Genomic DNA, 16941 nt, shown 5'->3' with positions numbered 1-16941 from the left:
GTCAACGGATGAAATTATCCAGCGCTGTGGTTTAATTGCGCCCTTTCCGCGCCTCCCGTTTGCAGCAAAGGATCACCCTTCATGACTCCCCTTCCCATCACCAAAGTCCTGGTCATCGGTTACGTCTGGCCCGAACCCCACTCTTCAGCGGCCAGCGGGCACGTCATGCAAATCCTCGAAACGTTCTTGCAGCAAGGCTGGGACATTACCTTCAGCAGCCCGGCCGGCCCCGGCGAGCATAAGGCAGACCTCACCGAGCTGGGCATTCGCGAGGTGCCGATCGAACTCAACAACAGCAGTTTCGACGCTTTCGTCAGCGAGCTGGCGCCGGACATCGTGCTGTTCGACCAATTCATGATGGAGGAACAGTTCGGCTGGCGAGTAGAGAAACACTGCCCCGACGCCCTGCGCGTGCTGGAGACCTCCGATCTGCAAAGCCTGCGAAATGCCCGGCATCAGCGGCTCAAGGAACGCTTGAAGGCCAGTGACGACGCCAACGATTTCAACGAATTATTCGCCCCGGCATTGCGTGAAGAGTTCGAGCTCATGGCCGATACCGATCTGGCGAAGCGGGAGATCGCCGCGCTGTATCGCTGCGACTTGAACCTGATGATCTCCGAAGTGGAGATTGAATTGCTGATCGAGCAGTTCGGGTTACCGCAACAACTGCTGCACTGGTGCCCGTTGATGGTCGAACCGCTGACCACCGCATCGCCAGCCTTTGAAGACCGTGCGCATTTCCTCAGTATCGGTAACTTCCGCCACGCGCCCAACTGGGATGCCGTGCTCTGGATGAAAACCACGATCTGGCCGTTGATCCGTGCGCAGTTGCCAGAGGCGCAACTGCATATCTATGGCGCCTATACGCCGCCCAAAGCCACCGCCCTGCACAACGCGGCCCAAGGGTTTCATGTGATGAACTGGGCAGAAGATGCATTGCAAGTCATGTCCGCGGCCCGGGTGTGCCTGGCGCCGTTACGCTTCGGTGCGGGCATCAAAGGCAAGATCGTCGACGCAATGATTTGCGGAACGCCCAGTGTCACAACGCCGATCGGCGCTGAAGCCATGCACGCAAGTCACCCCTGGCCGGGGGCTGTCACTTGCACGGCGCAAGAGTTCGCCACGTGTGCGGTTCAGCTTTATAAAGACGAGATACAGTGGCGAACGGCCCAGTCTCAAGGGCAAGCTTTATTGATGGACCGTTATCAACGCGCGATACATGGCCCTGCACTGATTGAAAAATTGCTGTATTGCCAACAACACCTGCCACAACTAAGAAAGAACAACTTTACCGGCAGCATGTTGCGCCATCACGCCCACAAGAGCACACAATACATGGCTCAGTGGATTGAAGCGAAAAACCAGAAAAAACCACCCCAGTAAAAAGTATAAAAAAGAATAACCAACAACTTGCATCAATCAACGTATTGGCAATCAGCAAATTCAACCCTATAACATCCTGCCAACGCCCCTTTTATAACTTCAACGCGCAGGGGCTTCTTTCTTTAATTTATGCAGGATGCATTCATGAACGATATTAAAAACAACGACGCCAACAATAACTGGATGGCCGCTACGCCGTCCATTGATGCACTATCGATCTGTGAGTTGACGTTGCCCGGGACCCACAATGCGGGCAGTGACTGGCAGGCGTCTTATCCGTTGCTCGGCCCTCCCCGTCACTGGCTGGCTTGTCAGCACAACACTTTCCATACTCAATTGCATCACGGCTCCAGGGTTCTCGATATTCGCCTGATCTACGAGCCAGAGGCAGAGGGACTTGGAAAATTTCGTGCTCACCACAATGGTCATCGAAATTCCCGAACACTGGGTAATTTGATAACCGATGTAAACGACTTCCTGCGAAAGAATCCCGACGAGTTCATCATTCTGGACTTCCACAGTCTCGACGGCGAGAACTTTGATTACGATTATTTCAATAAAGTGATGATCCACCTGCTGGGCGACCGCCTCATCCCCAGCAGCAACCTGCCTCTTAGTCTTCGTAAGCTAAAACAAGTCAGTTCTGAACAGCGAGTGTTTGCCGCTGCCAAGTCGCACTGGCAACTTGATCGCAGTGTATTTATTAATCAGGTCCATCATAAATGGACAGGCAATGGCATCACCGGAATCGACGAGTTAAAAAAATACATCGAGGGTGTTCTGCAAGCTCCGCCTGGCACCTGGGCACCCTGGTCGTTATCTGCCACCAGTTACAGCGCTCTCGGCGGCCCCGTGGACATTCATGACCCACTGAATGAATGGTTCGACCCGACAACAGACGACTGGGCGATGAAGTGCAACATTATCAATGTCGATTTCATTGAAGAGTCAAAGATCGTTTCTTACTGCCGAGCCGCGAACCTGACCAAAGCCCGCCATAAACTCAAATAGCCACCACGCCTGCCCTCCGGCCTTGGACATACAGGGTCGTTGCAAGCTGGCCTTAGGCGCCCCGAAAGAGGCATGATCATCGGGCGATAACAATAAAAGTGTCCTGACATGAGCCGACCACCCAGAGTTACCGACCCTTCTTACGAATTGATGGACGACCATAACGGGTTGTCCATCATCTATCGTCAGCACGGTTTCCCCTGCCCTTTGGTGCGCTGGCATTTCCACAAGGAATACGAACTGCACCTGATCGTCGCTAGCTCCGGCAAGGTGTTCATCGGTGACTACATCGGTAATTTCTACCCGGAAACGCTGTTCCTCACCGGCCCCAACCTTCCGCACAACTGGATCAGCCAGGTGGCCGAAGACGAAGTGGTGGAAAAGCGCGACATGCTGGTCAACTTCACCGATGAACTGTTTGAAAGCGGTCATCAGGTGTTCGCCGAACTCAAGACACTCGTGCCCTTGCTGGAGCGCGCGCAGTACGGCATCGAATTTCGTTGCAAACGGACTATCCGCCAGGCCATGGCCTTGATGCAGCGCATTGCCGACACCCAGGGCATGACCCGGCTCGGGCATTTTTTCATTCTGCTGGAATTGCTGGCGACGTCTGACGACTATCAGTTGCTATCCGGTGCCACCACGCCGCAATTGGCCGATGAGCACAACATCGATCGTACCAACCGGGCGGTGGATTACATTTTTGCCCATTACGCCCGCGATCTGCCATTGGAAGAAGTCGCCGAGCACTTGGGCCTGAAGCCGACCTACTTCAGCCGCGTGTTCAAACAGGCCACCGGGCGCTGCTTTATCGAATTCGTCAATCGCCTGCGCATCAGCAAATCCTGCGAATTGCTGGCCGATGGCGATAAAACGGTGACCGATGTGTGTTTCGAATCGGGTTTCAATAATATTTCCAACTTTAATCGGCGTTTCCAGCAGCTCAAGGGCATGACGCCGTCGTACTACCGGCGGTTGGCGGTGCAGCGTTTGACTGAGCAGAATCAGCACTGACTTTTCCTGATCCACGAATCCTTGTAGCAGCTGCCGAAGGCTGCGTTCGACTGCGCAGCAGTCGCAAATCCGATCAATCCAACCCTTCTGAGTCGTCGCATACTGGAGCCCGCGAGGGCTTCGCCCTCGAACGCAGCCTGGCGGCAGCTGCTACAGGGCGACACGCAGCGAAACCAGCCCCCTGACTTACCAGTGCAAAAAAGTATCGATGACAGTGCGATGGATGATTTGTCAGCCCGTCAATTGAAGGCTGTAATCAGCGCACATTCTTCCTGCCTACGGAAGACACAAAAACAATAACTGTCCTTCTGTAACCCGCCGGGTGCAGAAAAGGAGTGCACGATGCAACCTTCTGTAAAAGCTCTGCTTGCCCTCACCTGCATGACCCTCAGTAGCGTCAGCCTCGGCGCCCAGACCCTGACCATTGCCACCGTCAACAACAGCGACATGATCCGCATGCAAAAACTCTCGAAAACCTTCGAGGCCGAGCATCCGGACATCAAGCTCAATTGGGTGGTGCTTGAAGAAAACGTTCTGCGTCAACGCCTGACCACCGACATCGCCACCCAGGGCGGACAGTTCGATGTGTTGACCATCGGCATGTACGAAGCTGCACTCTGGGGCGCCAAGGGTTGGCTGGAACCCATGAAGGACTTGCCGGCCAGCTACGCCCTCGACGACGTGTTCCCTTCGGTCCGTGAAGGCCTTTCGGTCAAGGGCACGCTCTATGCCCTGCCGTTCTACGCGGAAAGCTCTATAACCTATTATCGCACCGACCTGTTCAAGGACGCCGGGCTGAGCATGCCCGAACGCCCGACCTGGACTCAGATCAGCGAATTTGCCAGCAAACTCACCAATAAGGACAAAGAACAGTACGGCATCTGCCTGCGCGGCAAGGCTGGCTGGGGCGAGAACATGGCGCTGATCACCACTGTCGCCAATGCTTATGGCGCACGCTGGTTCGATGAAAAATGGCAGCCGGAATTCACCGGGCCTGAGTGGAAGAACGCGCTGAACTTCTACGTCGACACCATGAAGAAGTCCGGCCCGCCGGGCGCGTCGAGCAACGGTTTCAACGAAAACCTGGCGCTGTTCAACAGCGGCAAGTGTGCGATCTGGGTCGATGCCAGCGTCGCCGGCTCGTTCGTCACCGACAAGACCCAAAGCAAGGTCAGCGATCACGTCGGCTTCACCTACGCACCGCATGAAACCACCGACAAAGGTTCGGCCTGGTTGTATTCCTGGGCGCTGGCCATTCCGACCAGTTCCAAGGCCAAGGATGCGGCGAAAACGTTCAGTACCTGGGCCACTTCCAAGGAATATGGTGCGCTGGTCGCGGAGAAAGACGGCATCGCCAACGTGCCGCCAGGCACTCGCGCCTCGACTTACACCGAGGCCTACATGAATGCCGCACCGTTCGCCAAGGTGACGCTGGAATCACTGAAGGCTGCGGACCCGAGCAAACCGTCCCTCAAACCCGTGCCCTACATCGGCATCCAGCTGGTGACCATTCCTGAATTCCAGGCCGTAGGCACCCAGGTCGGCAAGCTGTTCTCCGCGGCGCTGATCGGCCAGACCACGGTCGACCAGGCCCTGACTGCTGCCCAGTCAACCACCGAACGTGAAATGAAGCGCGCCGGTTATCCCAAGTAACCAGCACCTTTCCCTGTGGGAGCGGGCTTGCCCGCGATAGCAATGGATCAGTCACGAAGATGTGCCGGATGTACCGGCCTCTTCGCGGGCAAGCCCGCTCCCACAGGTTCCGCGTCGTCTGTTCTCAATTGGTTCTATCGCCATGAATATTTCAACTGTCAAAGCTCACATGGACATCTCCCAACCGGTGCGCAAAAGCCGGTTGACCAACCCCGGCTGGTTTCTGGTCAGCCCATCGGTGGCGTTGCTGTTGCTATGGATGATCGTGCCGCTGGGCATGACCGTTTACTTTTCAATGATCCGCTACAACCTGCTCTACCCCGGTGAAAACCAGTTCGTGGGGCTGGAGAACTTCAGCTACTTTCTGAGCGATTCGGGTTTCCTGCCCGGCGCCACCAACACCCTGTTGCTGGTGGGCAGCGTGCTGCTGATCAGCGTGGTGTTCGGCGTGTTGATCAGTGCATTGCTGGAGGCCAGTGAGTTTCTCGGTCGCGGCATTGTGCGGGTGATGTTGATCTCGCCGTTCTTCATCATGCCCACCGTCGGTGCGCTGATCTGGAAGAACCTGATCTTTCACCCGGTCTCGGGGATTCTCGCCTACATCTGGAAGCTGTTCGGCGCACAGCCGGTGGACTGGCTGGCGCATTACCCGCTGCTGTCGATCATCATCATTGTCTCGTGGCAGTGGCTGCCCTTCGCGATCCTGATCCTGATGACCGCCATGCAGTCCCTCGATCAGGAACAGAAAGAAGCCGCACGCCTGGACGGTGCCGGTCCCATCGCGATTTTCTGGCACCTGACCCTGCCGCACCTGGCCCGGCCGATTGCGGTGGTGGTGATGATTGAAACCATCTTCCTGCTGTCGGTGTTTGCCGAAATCTTCACCACCACCAACGGTGGCCCCGGCTACGCCTCGACCAACCTCGCGTACCTGATCTACAACCAGGCGCTGGTGCAGTTCGACGTCGGCATGGCGTCCGCCGGTGGTTTGATCGCGGTGTTGATTGCCAACGTCGCGGCCATCGTGCTGGTGCGAATGATCGGCAAAAACCTGACAGACAAAGCCTGAGGCCTGCGCCATGACTCTTCAACAATCCCGCCGCCTGCAAAGCCTGCTGCTCGGCACCCTGGCCTGGGCCATCGCGATCCTGATCTTCTTCCCGATTTTCTGGATGGTGCTGACCAGTTTCAAAACCGAAATCGACGCGTTCGCCACGCCGCCGCAGTTCATCTTCACACCGACGCTGGAGAACTACCTGCACATCAACGAGCGCAGCGATTACTTCAGCTTCGCCTGGAACTCGGTGGTGATTTCCTTCAGTGCCACGGCCCTGTGCCTGCTGATCGCGGTGCCGGCGGCCTACTCGATGGCGTTCTACGAAACCCAGCGCACCAAAGGCACACTGCTGTGGATGCTCTCCACCAAGATGCTGCCGCCGGTGGGCGTGTTGATGCCGATCTACCTGCTGGCCAAGAGCTTCGGCCTGCTGGACACGCGCATCGCGCTGATCGTGATCTACACGCTGATCAACCTGCCGATCGTGGTCTGGATGATTTACACCTACTTCAAAGACATCCCCAAAGACATCCTCGAAGCCGCACGCCTGGACGGCGCGACGCTGTGGCAAGAAATGGTTCGGGTGCTGCTGCCGATCGCCAAGGGCGGCCTGGCTTCCACGGTTTTGCTGTCGCTGATCCTGTGCTGGAACGAAGCGTTCTGGTCGCTGAACCTGACCTCGTCGCAGGCCGCGCCACTGACCGCGTTGATCGCCTCGTACTCGAGCCCTGAAGGTCTGTTCTGGGCCAAGTTGTCGGCAGTGTCGACCCTGGCCTGTGCACCGATCCTGATCTTCGGCTGGATCAGCCAGAAACAATTGGTCCGCGGCCTGTCGTTTGGCGCCGTGAAATAGCCCTCAAAGAATAAGCACAAAGGAGCGCCATCATGGCCAACCTGAAAATCAAGAATCTGCAAAAAGGCTTCGAAGGTTTTTCCATCATCAAAGGCATTGACCTCGAAGTGAATGACAAGGAATTCGTGGTGTTCGTCGGCCCGTCGGGCTGCGGCAAATCCACCCTGCTGCGGCTGATCGCCGGTCTTGAAGAAGTCAGCGGCGGCACCATCGAACTGGATGGCCGCGACATCACCGAGGTCAGCCCGGCCAAGCGCGACCTGGCGATGGTGTTCCAGACTTACGCCTTGTACCCACACATGAGCGTGCGCAAAAACATGTCGTTCGCTCTGGACCTGGCCGGTGTAGCGAAAGCCGAAGTTGAGAAAAAAGTCGGCGAGGCGGCGCGCATCCTCGAACTGGGGCCGATGCTGGAGCGCAAGCCGAAGCAACTGTCCGGTGGTCAGCGTCAACGCGTGGCGATCGGCCGGGCGATCGTGCGCAACCCGAAAATTTTCCTGTTCGACGAACCGCTGTCCAACCTCGACGCCGCCCTGCGGGTGCAGATGCGCCTGGAACTGTTGCGCCTGCACAAAGAACTGCAAGCCACGATGATCTACGTGACCCACGACCAGGTCGAAGCCATGACCATGGCCGACAAAGTCGTCGTCCTCAATGGCGGCAAAATCGAGCAAGTCGGTTCGCCACTGGACCTGTATCACCAGCCGGCCAACCTGTTTGTCGCAGGCTTCCTCGGCACGCCGAAAATGGGCTTCCTCAAGGGAAAAGTCACCCGCGTTAACGGCCAAAGCTGCGAAGTGCTGTTGGACGCCGGCACTCGCATCAGCCTGCCGTTGAGCGCTGCCAATCTGAGCGTCGGTGGCGCAGTGACCCTGGGCATTCGCCCGGAACACCTAGAGTTGGCGCAACCCGGCGACTGCACGCTGCAAGTGACCGCCGACGTCAGCGAACGCCTGGGCAGCGACACCTTCTGCCACGTCCTTACGTCTTCCGGCGAAGCGCTGACCATGCGTGTTCGCGGCGATCTGGCCAGCCGTTATGGTGAAACCCTGAGCCTGCACCTGGATGCCGAACACTGCCATTTATTCGACGCCGACGGCGTGGCGCTGACCCGTCCACTGCGCGCCGCTGCCTGATCCGAGAGCATGTGATGAAACTGAATAAACAGAACCTCAACCGCCTCGCCCCCGAGGTGGCCCTGCCCGCCTACACCCTGAGCGATACCCGCCAAGGCATCGCGCACATTGGCGTCGGCGGTTTCCACCGCGCGCATCAGGCGTACTACACCGATGCCTTGATGAATACCGGCGAAGCACTGGACTGGGCCATCTGCGGGGTCGGCCTGCGCGCCGAAGACCGTCGCGCCCGGGACGATCTCAAAGAGCAGGATTATCTGTTTACCCTGTTCGAACTGGGCGACGCCGATGACGCCGAAGTGCGGGTTATCGGCGCCATCCGCGACATGCTGCTGGCCGAAGACAGCGCCGAGGTGCTGATCGACAAACTCGCCGATCCAGACATTCGCATCGTCTCGCTGACCATCACCGAAGGCGGCTATTGCATCGACGACAGCAACGGCGAGTTCATGGCGCACCTGCCGCAGATCCAGCACGACCTGACTCACCCGAACGCGCCAAAGACTGTATTCGGTTTCCTCTGCGCCGCATTGGCCAAACGTCGTGCAGCCGGTACGCCCGCGTTCACGCTGATGTCTTGCGATAACTTGCCGCACAACGGCGCCGTGACCCGTAAAGCCCTGCTGGCATTCGCCGCCCTGCGCGATGCCGATCTGCGCGACTGGATCGAGCGCCATGTCAGCTTCCCTAATGCGATGGTCGACCGCATTACGCCAATGACCAGCACCGAGCATCGTCTGCAACTGCACGACAAACACAGCATCGACGACGCTTGGCCGGTGGTCTGCGAGCCGTTTGTGCAGTGGGTGCTGGAGGACAAATTCGTCAACGGTCGCCCGGCGTGGGAAAAGGTCGGCGTGCAGTTCACCGACGATGTCACGCCTTACGAAGAGATGAAGATCAAGCTGCTCAACGGCAGCCATCTGGCGCTGACCTATCTGGGCTTTTTGAAGGGTTACCGCTTCGTTCACGAAACCATGAACGACCCGCTGTTCGTGCGCTACATGCGCGCCTACATGGACCTGGACGTGACGCCGCAGCTGGCGCCGGTGCCGGGGATCGACCTGACCGTGTACAAAAACACCCTGGTGGCGCGCTTCTCCAACCAGGCGATTGCCGATCAGCTGGAGCGGGTGTGTTCGGATGGCTCGTCGAAGTTTCCGAAGTTCACCGTGCCGACGATCAATCGCTTGATTGCCGATGGGCAGGAGACCAAGCGTGCAGCGCTGGTGGTGGCGGCGTGGGCGCTGTACCTCAAAGGCGTGGATGAGAATGGCCAGACCTACGCAATTCCGGATCCACGGGCGGCGTTCTGTCAGGCGCTGGTGGCCGATGATGTGTTGATCACTCAACGATTGTTGGAGGTTGAGGAGATTTTCGGGACGGCGATTCCGCGCTCTGCGGAGTTTGTCGCGGCGTTTGAGTGGTGCTGTAACAGCTTGCGGGAGGTTGGGGTGACCCGAACCCTCGAAAGAGTGCTCGCCGCCTGATCATTCCCACAGCCCGGGACGCTCCGCGTCCCATCCAGAAGCGGACGCAGAGCGTCCATTGAGGCATTCCCACGCAGAGCGTGGAAGCGATCTTCGGTAGGGGTTTCCATGGCAAACCAACAACTGTTCCTCGGCATCGACTGCGGCACCCAAGGCACCAAAGCCGTCGTCCTCGACGCGCGCAGCGGCCAGGTCCTCGGTCAGGGCGCCGCCGCCCATAGCCTGATCAGCGGCGCCAATGGTCTTCGCGAGCAAGACACTGCCCAATGGCTGGAAGCCATTGCCCTAGCCACCCAGCGCGCGCTGCTCGCAGCGGAGGTAGACGGTCAGGCGATCCTCGGCATCGGTGTTTCCGGCCAGCAACACGGCCTGGTGCTGCTCGACGATCGTGGCCAGGTGCTGCGCCCGGCCAAGCTCTGGTGCGACACCGAGTCCACGCCGGAGAACGACCGTTTGCTCGCCCATCTGGGCGGCGAAAAAGGCTCCCTCGAACGCCTCGGCATCGTCATCGCGCCGGGCTACACCGTGTCCAAACTGCTCTGGACCAAAGAACAACATCCGGAAGTATTCGCCCGAATCGCCCGCATCTTGCTACCCCATGACTACCTCAATTATTGGCTCACCGGCCGCAGTTGCAGCGAGTATGGCGATGCCTCGGGCACCGGGTACTTCAACGTGCGCACCCGCCAGTGGGACTTGCAACTGCTACGCGACATCGACCCCACCGGGCGCCTGCAAGCCGCACTCCCGGAACTGATCGATGCCCACCAACCGGTCGGTACGATTTTGCCGAGCATCGCCGAGCATCTGGGCATCAACCCCAAGGCACTGGTCTCCAGCGGTGGCGGCGACAACATGATGGGCGCGATCGGCACCGGTAATATAAAGCCCGGCGCGATCACTATGAGCCTCGGCTCCTCGGGAACGGTCTACGCCTATGCCGAGCAAGCGAACGTCAGCCCGGATGCCTCGGTCGCGACGTTCTGCTCCTCCAGCGGCGGCTGGCTGCCGCTGATCTGCACGATGAACCTGACCAACGCGACCGGCGCGATTCGCGAGTTGTTCGAATTGGATATCGAGGCGTTCAACGCCTTGGTCGAGCAAGCGCCTATTGGTGCCGACGGCGTGTGCATGCTGCCGTTCCTCAATGGCGAACGCGTCCCCGCCCTGCCCCATGCCAGTGGCAGCCTGCTGGGGCTGACCATGACCAACCTGACCCGGGCCAACCTGTGCCGCGCCGTGGTGGAAGGCACCACCTTCGGGTTGCGTTACGGGCTGGACCTGCTGCGCCACAATGGTTTACAAAGCCGCAGCATCTGCCTGATCGGCGGCGGTTCGAAGAGCCCGGTGTGGCGACAGATCGTCGCCGACATCATGAATACGCCTGTGATTTGCACCGAACACAACGAGGCCGCCGCCCTCGGCGCAGCGATTCAGGCAGCGTGGTGCAAGTCTTGGGCAAACGGTCACGAAGACAGCCTGGCGGATTTGTGTGATCGCTGTGTGAAGCTCGACCTGGCCAGTGAAACCTTACCGATTGCAGTAAATGTGGTGGCCTGCCAGCAGGCCTACGAACGCTATCAACAGCATGTCGCAACCCTTTAAAGAGCGAGCAATTATGTATTTGGTATGTGGCGAAGCGCTGTTCGATTTCTTCAGCGAAGACGATGCCAGCGGTCTGGCATCCAAAGTGAATTTCAAGGCAATTGCCGGCGGCTCGCCGTTCAACGTGGCGGTGGGTTTGCGCCGCCTGGGCGTGGACGCCGCGCTGTTTGGCGGGCTGTCGACCGATTACCTCGGCCGACGTTTGCAGCAAGTGCTGCAGGACGAAGGTGTGCGCCCGGACTACCTCGTGGACTTCGCCGCGCCGACCACCTTGGCGATGGTCGCGGTCGGGGCCAATGGCTCGCCCCATTACAGCTTTCGTGGCGAAGGCTGCGCTGATCGACAGTTGAGCCTGGCGCATCTGCCAGAGCTGGGGCCTGAAGTGCGCGGCTTGCACGTCGGCTCGTTCTCGCTGGTGGTGCAACCGATTGCCGATACCCTGCTGGCGCTGGTGCAACGGGAAAGCGGCAAACGCCTGATCAGCCTCGATCCGAACGTGCGCCTCAATCCCGAGCCAAACATCGAGTTGTGGCGTTCGCGAATTGCCACGCTGGTGGAGCTGGCCGACCTGATCAAGGTCAGCGATGAAGATTTGAGCCTGTTGTATCCCGAGCAGGATCCTCAACGCGTCATCGAAGGCTGGCTGGAGCATCGCTGTCGGTTGGTGTTCCTGACCCGAGGCGGCGAAGGTGCAACGGTGTTCAGCCGTGCCCACGGTTCGTGGTCGGTGCCGGCCTGCTCGGTGAAGATTGCCGACACCGTGGGGGCGGGCGATACGTTTCAGGCAGCGTTGATTACCTGGCTGACCGAGCAGCAGCTGGATTCGGTTGAAGGTTTGCAACAGCTGAGCCGTGAGCAAATTGACGCGATGCTCAGGTTTGCGGTGAGTGCCGCCGCGTTGACGTGCAGCAAGACCGGGCCGGATTTGCCGTATCGACATCAGCTGTGATGGCCTCTTCGCGGGCAAGCCTCGCTCCTACGGGATCTGCGCAGATCCATCGATCGCGACTGAAATACCTGTAGGAGCGAGGCTTGCCCGCGAAGGCGTTCTAACAGTCAAAGGCCAGGATTCATTGACCAAAAACCTGTACCTAAGGGTTTTCCCTATACTTTTTACCCTCCCCAGCTACGGCATTTCAACCTTGAACATGGCACTTTAATGCTGCACCATCCGCCCCTGCTTTTTCAAAGGACGGAACTCAAGGCATGCTGGACGCAAACGCAACCCATATTTCCCTCACGCTCGAAGGCGTTTCCGTCGACCTGCAGGTCCTCAGCTTCGTCGGTCGCGAAGCCCTCAACCAGCCGTTCTGTTTCGACATCGAACTGGTCAGCGCCCGCCCCGACCTGAAACTCGAAGAGCTGCTGCACAAGCCCGGTTGCCTGACCTTCGGCGCCACCGGCCAGGGCAAAATCCATGGCCTGGTCTACCGCATCGAGCAAGGCGATTCCGGCAAGAGCCTGACCCGTTACAGCATCAGCCTGGCGCCGCAACTGGCCTACCTGCGGCACAACCATGACCAGCAGATTTTCCAGCATTTAACTGTGCCGAAGATCATCGCCCAGGTGCTCGAAGCCCGGGGCATTCTGGCCGACGCCTACAGCTTCCAGCTCGGCGCGATCTACCCCGAGCGCGTGTACTGCGTGCAGTACGATGAATCCGACCTGCACTTCATCCAGCGCCTGTGTGAAGAGGAAGGCATTCACTTCCATTTCCAGCACTCGAGCAGCGGCCACAAACTGGTGTTCGGTGATGACCAGACGGTATTCCGCAAACTCGCGCCGGTGAGCTACCAGCAAGACTCCGGCATGGCCGCCAAAAAACCGGTGATCAAGCGCTTCAACCTGCGCCTGGAAACCCGCACCACCCGCGTCAGCCGCCGCGACTACGACTTCGAAAAACCACGATTGCTGCCCGAAGGCGCGGCTAAAAGCGAATTCGCCCCGGACCTCGAAGACTACGACTACCCCGGTCGCTTCATCGACCGCGCGCGCGGTAAGCAACTGGCAACCCGCGCGCTGGAACGCCATCGCAGCGACTACCAACTCGCCGAAGGCAAAGGCGACGAACCGACCCTGGTCACTGGCCACTTCATGGCCCTCAGCGAACACCCGCGCGCCGAGTGGAACGACCTCTGGCTGCTGCTGGAAATCGTCCACGAAGGCAAGCAGCCGCAAGTGCTCGGCGAGAACATCACCAGCGACGTCACCCATAACAAAGATGACTTCCACCAGGGCTACCGCAACCGCTTCCTCGCCACGCCGTGGGACGCGCACTTCCGCCCTGCCCTGGAACACCCAAAACCCAAAGTGCTGGGCAGCCAGACCGCCATCGTCACCGGCCCGCCCGGCGAAGAAATCCACTGCGACGAATACGGCCGCGTCAAAGTGCAATTCCATTGGGACCGCGACGGCCAGGGCAACGACACCAGCAGCTGCTGGCTGCGCGTCGCCACCGGCTGGGCCGGCAACGCCTACGGCGGCATCGCCATCCCGCGAGTCGGCATGGAAGTGCTCGTCACTTTCCTTGAAGGCGACCCCGACCAACCGCTGATCACCGGCTGCCTGTACCACAAGGAAAACGTCGTCCCCTACGACCTGCCGGCGAATAAAACCCGCAGCACCTTCAAGACCCTCAGCTCCCCGGGCGGCAAGGGCTACAACGAGTTTCGCATCGAAGACAAAAAAGGCGCGGAACAGATCTACCTGCACGCCCAGCGCGACTGGGATGAAAACATCGAGCACGACCAGAAAATTCGCGTCGGCAATGAACGGCATGACACGGTCGAGGCCAATGTGTTCAGCGAGTTCAAGGTAGAAGAGCACCGGATTACCCATCTGGACCGCAAGACCGAAGCACGGGCGGATGATCACCTCACCGTGGGCGTGACCCAGCACGTGAAGATCGGCACGGCGCAGTTTGTCGAGGCGGGTCAGGAGATTCATTACCACGCCGGGGAAAAGGTGGTGGTTGAGGGTGGCATGGAGCTGACGGCCAAGGCTGGCGGGAGCTTTGTGAAGATTGATGCGGGGGGTGTGACGATCAGTGGGGCTGAGGTGAAGGTCAATTCCGGTGGCGCTCCCGGCGCTGGTACGGGGATTCAGATTCTCGACCCCGTCATCCCATGGGCTGCCGCCAAAGACAAGGCCGGCGCCCTGCTCGTCCCGGCCGCCGTACAAATGGCCATGGCCAAAGCTGCTCGTGCTGCTGGTGACATCCGCTGCCCGATTTGCGAAGCCTGCCGTGAAGGCAAATGTGATTTGGGGGCAACAGCATGAGCGACGCACTGAACAACTGGCTCGGCGAACAAGCCCGGCTCAATCGCGTCCTGATCCTGGCCCTCGACAGCCTCGCCGAACCGAACCCCGTCACCTCGCTCTACAGCGCAGGCCTGATGCAGCGCTCGGTGCAACTCTATCGACGCACCCAATACGCCGAGTTCGCCGCCATCAGCCCTTGGCTGACCGAACTGCACAACCCCGGCGCCGATGCCTTCCGCAAACTGCTCGACGACCCACAACGCAACTGGGGCTGGATCGGCAGCATGGACAAGGCCGACCTCGACGGCCTGACCCAACACTGGCAGGCCCGAATGGTGATTGAGGAAGATGGTGAGCGTTCGTTGTTCCGTTTTCAGGACAACCGCGTGATTGCTCGCTGCCTCGCCAACCTGAGCGAAGCCGAACGCCCCTTGCTGCTAGGCCCGATCAGCAGCGTGCTGTATTGGGATGAAGAGCAGTGGAAAAGCGCGGATAACGCCAGACCCGGCCTGTACCCGGTGCCAAACCCCGCGCCGTGGTTGCGAATTCCAAACTCGCCGGAGCGTACGCGCAGCATCTTGCGCGAAAACCTGAAACGCTGGTTGCTGGTGTACCACGTCGAAGCCGCCGCCAAACTCTCCGAAACCCGCAACGTGCGCGAATGGCTGGAAGAACAGATGGACCTGCTTGAGGCCTGGCAATGGAACACGCCGGAACAACGCGAGTTCATGCTCAGCCTCAGACTTGATCCTCAATGCGCAGACGATGTGGCTTGGCAGCCGCTGCCGGGTGAGACGCCAGAGCAACATTTTGCGCGGTGTCAGCGGGTGTTTGATGCGCAGTTAGGTGAGTCAGAGCGTGGGTGAGATTGAGGCGTCTGGCGCAACCTTTTCGGGACGTTTGCTTTGGTTATTCGCTGTTGCTGGTGCGATGGCGGCTTCTGGTTGTTCGGTTAGGTCTGCAGACAGCTTTACGCTGGTGACCGAATTGCCGCCGGGGTTCAGCATTAAAGGGGAAGCGTCTTATGTGCCTAGGACGGGAGAGATTTGTACGGTCCCTCCTCGCAAAGGCAGGAACTATCCGGGCTTGAAGTTTTTTGAGCAGAAGCTGAGTAACGATGCACAATCGGCGCGTTTCGAAGTTCCGCTGACGAGCAAGGAAGGTGGCTGTCCTTTGGTACTTGACACCTTCGCATATGAAGTTGACGCCAAATATGGTGCTGACTTCCGGAATGTAGGTAGGGCCCACACAGGGATCTCGTTCCGGGATGGAAATGCAGACAGTCCCGTTCCTCCTTCAGTCTTGGTATTACAGAAGCAGTGCCAATGGTTCTTCCGTACCGCTGGACCTGACCGTTACATTGTAAAAATTCTGAAATGTAAATCTGTGGAAACGCCAGATCAGGCAAGTGACTCAGATATTAAAAGTCCCATGCAACGTGCTCAGTTCGCGGGAAAGACAATAAAAGTGGTTTTCGATATCTCACGCGAGGAAAGACCAGCCGTTGGCGACAACTGGGTGAAATCCCCCTCTGGCTGGAAACGCTGCATGGGTGACAGTCTTGAGGATCCCTATGCATTTTGCGATGGCAATAAAACAGATTTCAAACCCTTCAAAATGCCGGATGGGCGTGATTGCACCGTCTATCCCAACTGCACTGAATAAGGACTTTATTATGGATGCTCGCGACTTTTTCCACTGCATTGCCCGCGTTGCAATCCTCAGTTTTGGAGCGTTTGGGATTACAGGTTGCTCGACTGCTCAATCTGACAGTTTCACGCTACTAACTGAACTCCCACCTGAATTCCGTTTGAGAGGTGAAGCCTCGTATGTTCCCCGTACTGGAGAAACATGCACTGTTCCACCCCGCGAGGGAAGAAACTATCCAGGCTTAAAATTCTTCGAGCAAGAGCTTATCAAGGGTGCGCAAACTGCCAACTTTGAGGTCCCCCTAACCAGCAAGGCTGGAGGATGCCCTTTAGTATTGGATAGCTTTAGTTTCGAGGTCCAAGGCAAATACGGCGCAAAGCGACTGGATATCGGGAGAGACTATGTAGATCTTTCATTCCAAGATGGAATCGCAAACATCCAATCGCTCACGTCACCGATAGTATTTCAGAACCAGTGCCAATGGTTATTTCGTACTATCGGAAAAAAGAATTACATCACAAAGATACTTAAATGCGAAACGGCGCCTAATGAAGGCCAGACAACCAGTTCAGTTATCGGTGGAGCTCTGCAACGTGATCAGCTTGCAGGAAAGACAGTAAAAGTAGTCTTCACCATGATAAACGAGGAAAAACCAGCTATAGGCGACACTTGGATAAAATTTCCAACTGGCTGGAAACGCTGTATGGGTGACAGCATCGAGGATCCCTACGCTTTCTGTGGTGACAATAAAACTGATTTCAAACCTTTCAAAATGCCGGATGGACGTGACTGCACCATCTACCCGGCTTGCACTGAATAAGGAAATTC

General features: G+C 58.2%; 14 protein-coding genes. All 14 read left to right on the top strand.

Annotation, left to right across the window (positions count from 1 at the left end; genetic code table 11):
- Positions 1–81: 81 nt before the first annotated feature.
- Entirely contained in the window at positions 82–1383 is a 1302-nt protein-coding gene (locus tag PSH97_RS13780; protein WP_305449660.1) for a glycosyltransferase, read from the top strand.
- 144 nt (positions 1384–1527) lie between these two features.
- Entirely contained in the window at positions 1528–2394 is an 867-nt protein-coding gene (locus PSH97_RS13775) for a PI-PLC domain-containing protein (RefSeq protein ID WP_305449658.1), read from the top strand.
- Between the two features lie 108 nt (positions 2395–2502).
- Positions 2503–3408 carry an AraC family transcriptional regulator gene (locus PSH97_RS13770; protein ID WP_305449656.1) on the top strand — a complete coding sequence of 302 codons (906 nt, stop codon included), beginning with the start codon at positions 2503–2505 and terminating at the stop codon, positions 3406–3408.
- Between the two features lie 342 nt (positions 3409–3750).
- Positions 3751–5061 carry an ABC transporter substrate-binding protein gene (locus tag PSH97_RS13765; RefSeq protein ID WP_305449655.1) on the top strand — a complete coding sequence of 437 codons (1311 nt, stop codon included), beginning with the start codon at positions 3751–3753 and terminating at the stop codon, positions 5059–5061.
- A gap of 169 nt (positions 5062–5230) precedes the next feature.
- Positions 5231–6130 carry a carbohydrate ABC transporter permease gene (locus PSH97_RS13760; protein WP_305449791.1) on the top strand — a complete coding sequence of 300 codons (900 nt, stop codon included), beginning with the start codon at positions 5231–5233 and terminating at the stop codon, positions 6128–6130.
- Positions 6131–6140: 10 nt separating this feature from the next.
- A complete protein-coding gene (locus PSH97_RS13755; protein ID WP_007905617.1) occupies positions 6141–6971 on the top strand; it encodes a carbohydrate ABC transporter permease in 831 nt (276 codons plus the stop codon).
- 32 nt (positions 6972–7003) lie between these two features.
- Entirely contained in the window at positions 7004–8107 is a 1104-nt protein-coding gene (locus tag PSH97_RS13750) for an ABC transporter ATP-binding protein (RefSeq protein WP_305449654.1), read from the top strand.
- A gap of 14 nt (positions 8108–8121) precedes the next feature.
- A complete protein-coding gene (locus PSH97_RS13745) occupies positions 8122–9597 on the top strand; it encodes a mannitol dehydrogenase family protein (protein ID WP_305449653.1) in 1476 nt (491 codons plus the stop codon).
- A 108-nt stretch (positions 9598–9705) separates the two neighbouring features.
- Positions 9706–11202, top strand: coding sequence for a xylulokinase (gene xylB / locus PSH97_RS13740; RefSeq protein ID WP_305449652.1), 1497 nt, complete (start codon positions 9706–9708; stop codon positions 11200–11202).
- Positions 11203–11215: 13 nt separating this feature from the next.
- Positions 11216–12151: a carbohydrate kinase family protein gene (locus tag PSH97_RS13735; RefSeq protein ID WP_305449651.1), complete on the top strand. Its 936-nt coding sequence runs from the start codon at positions 11216–11218 to the stop codon at positions 12149–12151.
- A 257-nt stretch (positions 12152–12408) separates the two neighbouring features.
- The gene (locus PSH97_RS13730; RefSeq protein WP_305449650.1) at positions 12409–14481 is read left to right on the top strand and encodes a type VI secretion system Vgr family protein; all 2073 of its coding nucleotides are present in this window, start codon (positions 12409–12411) and stop codon (positions 14479–14481) included.
- The gene (locus tag PSH97_RS13725; protein WP_305449649.1) at positions 14478–15329 is read left to right on the top strand and encodes a DUF4123 domain-containing protein; all 852 of its coding nucleotides are present in this window, start codon (positions 14478–14480) and stop codon (positions 15327–15329) included. Before PSH97_RS13730 ends, PSH97_RS13725 begins: the two co-directional genes overlap by 4 nt.
- Positions 15322–16128 (top strand): hypothetical protein, encoded by an 807-nt coding sequence (locus PSH97_RS13720; protein WP_305449648.1) that lies wholly within the window; start codon positions 15322–15324, stop codon positions 16126–16128. The genes PSH97_RS13725 and PSH97_RS13720 overlap by 8 nt, the downstream gene beginning before the upstream one ends.
- A complete protein-coding gene (locus tag PSH97_RS13715) occupies positions 16037–16933 on the top strand; it encodes a hypothetical protein (protein WP_305449647.1) in 897 nt (298 codons plus the stop codon). The genes PSH97_RS13720 and PSH97_RS13715 overlap by 92 nt, the downstream gene beginning before the upstream one ends.
- Positions 16934–16941 lie beyond the last annotated feature (8 nt).

It is taken from the genome of Pseudomonas cucumis (assembly GCF_030687935.1).
Lineage (GTDB): Bacteria > Pseudomonadota > Gammaproteobacteria > Pseudomonadales > Pseudomonadaceae > Aquipseudomonas > Aquipseudomonas cucumis.
The sequence above is the reverse complement of the archived record's forward strand: the minus strand, read 5'-3'. Positions and strand labels throughout refer to the sequence as shown.

Bases quoted from the DNA above. Each gene is read 5' to 3' on its own strand.
- PSH97_RS13780 (WP_305449660.1), top strand. From the start codon at position 82: ATGACTCCCCTTCCCATCACCAAAGTCCTGGTCATCGGTTACGTCTGG.
- PSH97_RS13775 (WP_305449658.1), top strand. From the start codon at position 1,528: ATGAACGATATTAAAAACAACGACGCCAACAATAACTGGATGGCCGCT.
- PSH97_RS13770 (WP_305449656.1), top strand. From the start codon at position 2,503: ATGAGCCGACCACCCAGAGTTACCGACCCTTCTTACGAATTGATGGAC.
- PSH97_RS13765 (WP_305449655.1), top strand. From the start codon at position 3,751: ATGCAACCTTCTGTAAAAGCTCTGCTTGCCCTCACCTGCATGACCCTC.
- PSH97_RS13760 (WP_305449791.1), top strand. From the start codon at position 5,231: ATGGACATCTCCCAACCGGTGCGCAAAAGCCGGTTGACCAACCCCGGC.
- PSH97_RS13755 (WP_007905617.1), top strand. From the start codon at position 6,141: ATGACTCTTCAACAATCCCGCCGCCTGCAAAGCCTGCTGCTCGGCACC.
- PSH97_RS13750 (WP_305449654.1), top strand. From the start codon at position 7,004: ATGGCCAACCTGAAAATCAAGAATCTGCAAAAAGGCTTCGAAGGTTTT.
- PSH97_RS13745 (WP_305449653.1), top strand. From the start codon at position 8,122: ATGAAACTGAATAAACAGAACCTCAACCGCCTCGCCCCCGAGGTGGCC.
- xylB (WP_305449652.1), top strand. From the start codon at position 9,706: ATGGCAAACCAACAACTGTTCCTCGGCATCGACTGCGGCACCCAAGGC.
- PSH97_RS13735 (WP_305449651.1), top strand. From the start codon at position 11,216: ATGTATTTGGTATGTGGCGAAGCGCTGTTCGATTTCTTCAGCGAAGAC.
- PSH97_RS13730 (WP_305449650.1), top strand. From the start codon at position 12,409: ATGCTGGACGCAAACGCAACCCATATTTCCCTCACGCTCGAAGGCGTT.
- PSH97_RS13725 (WP_305449649.1), top strand. From the start codon at position 14,478: ATGAGCGACGCACTGAACAACTGGCTCGGCGAACAAGCCCGGCTCAAT.
- PSH97_RS13715 (WP_305449647.1), top strand. From the start codon at position 16,037: ATGCATTTTGCGATGGCAATAAAACAGATTTCAAACCCTTCAAAATGC.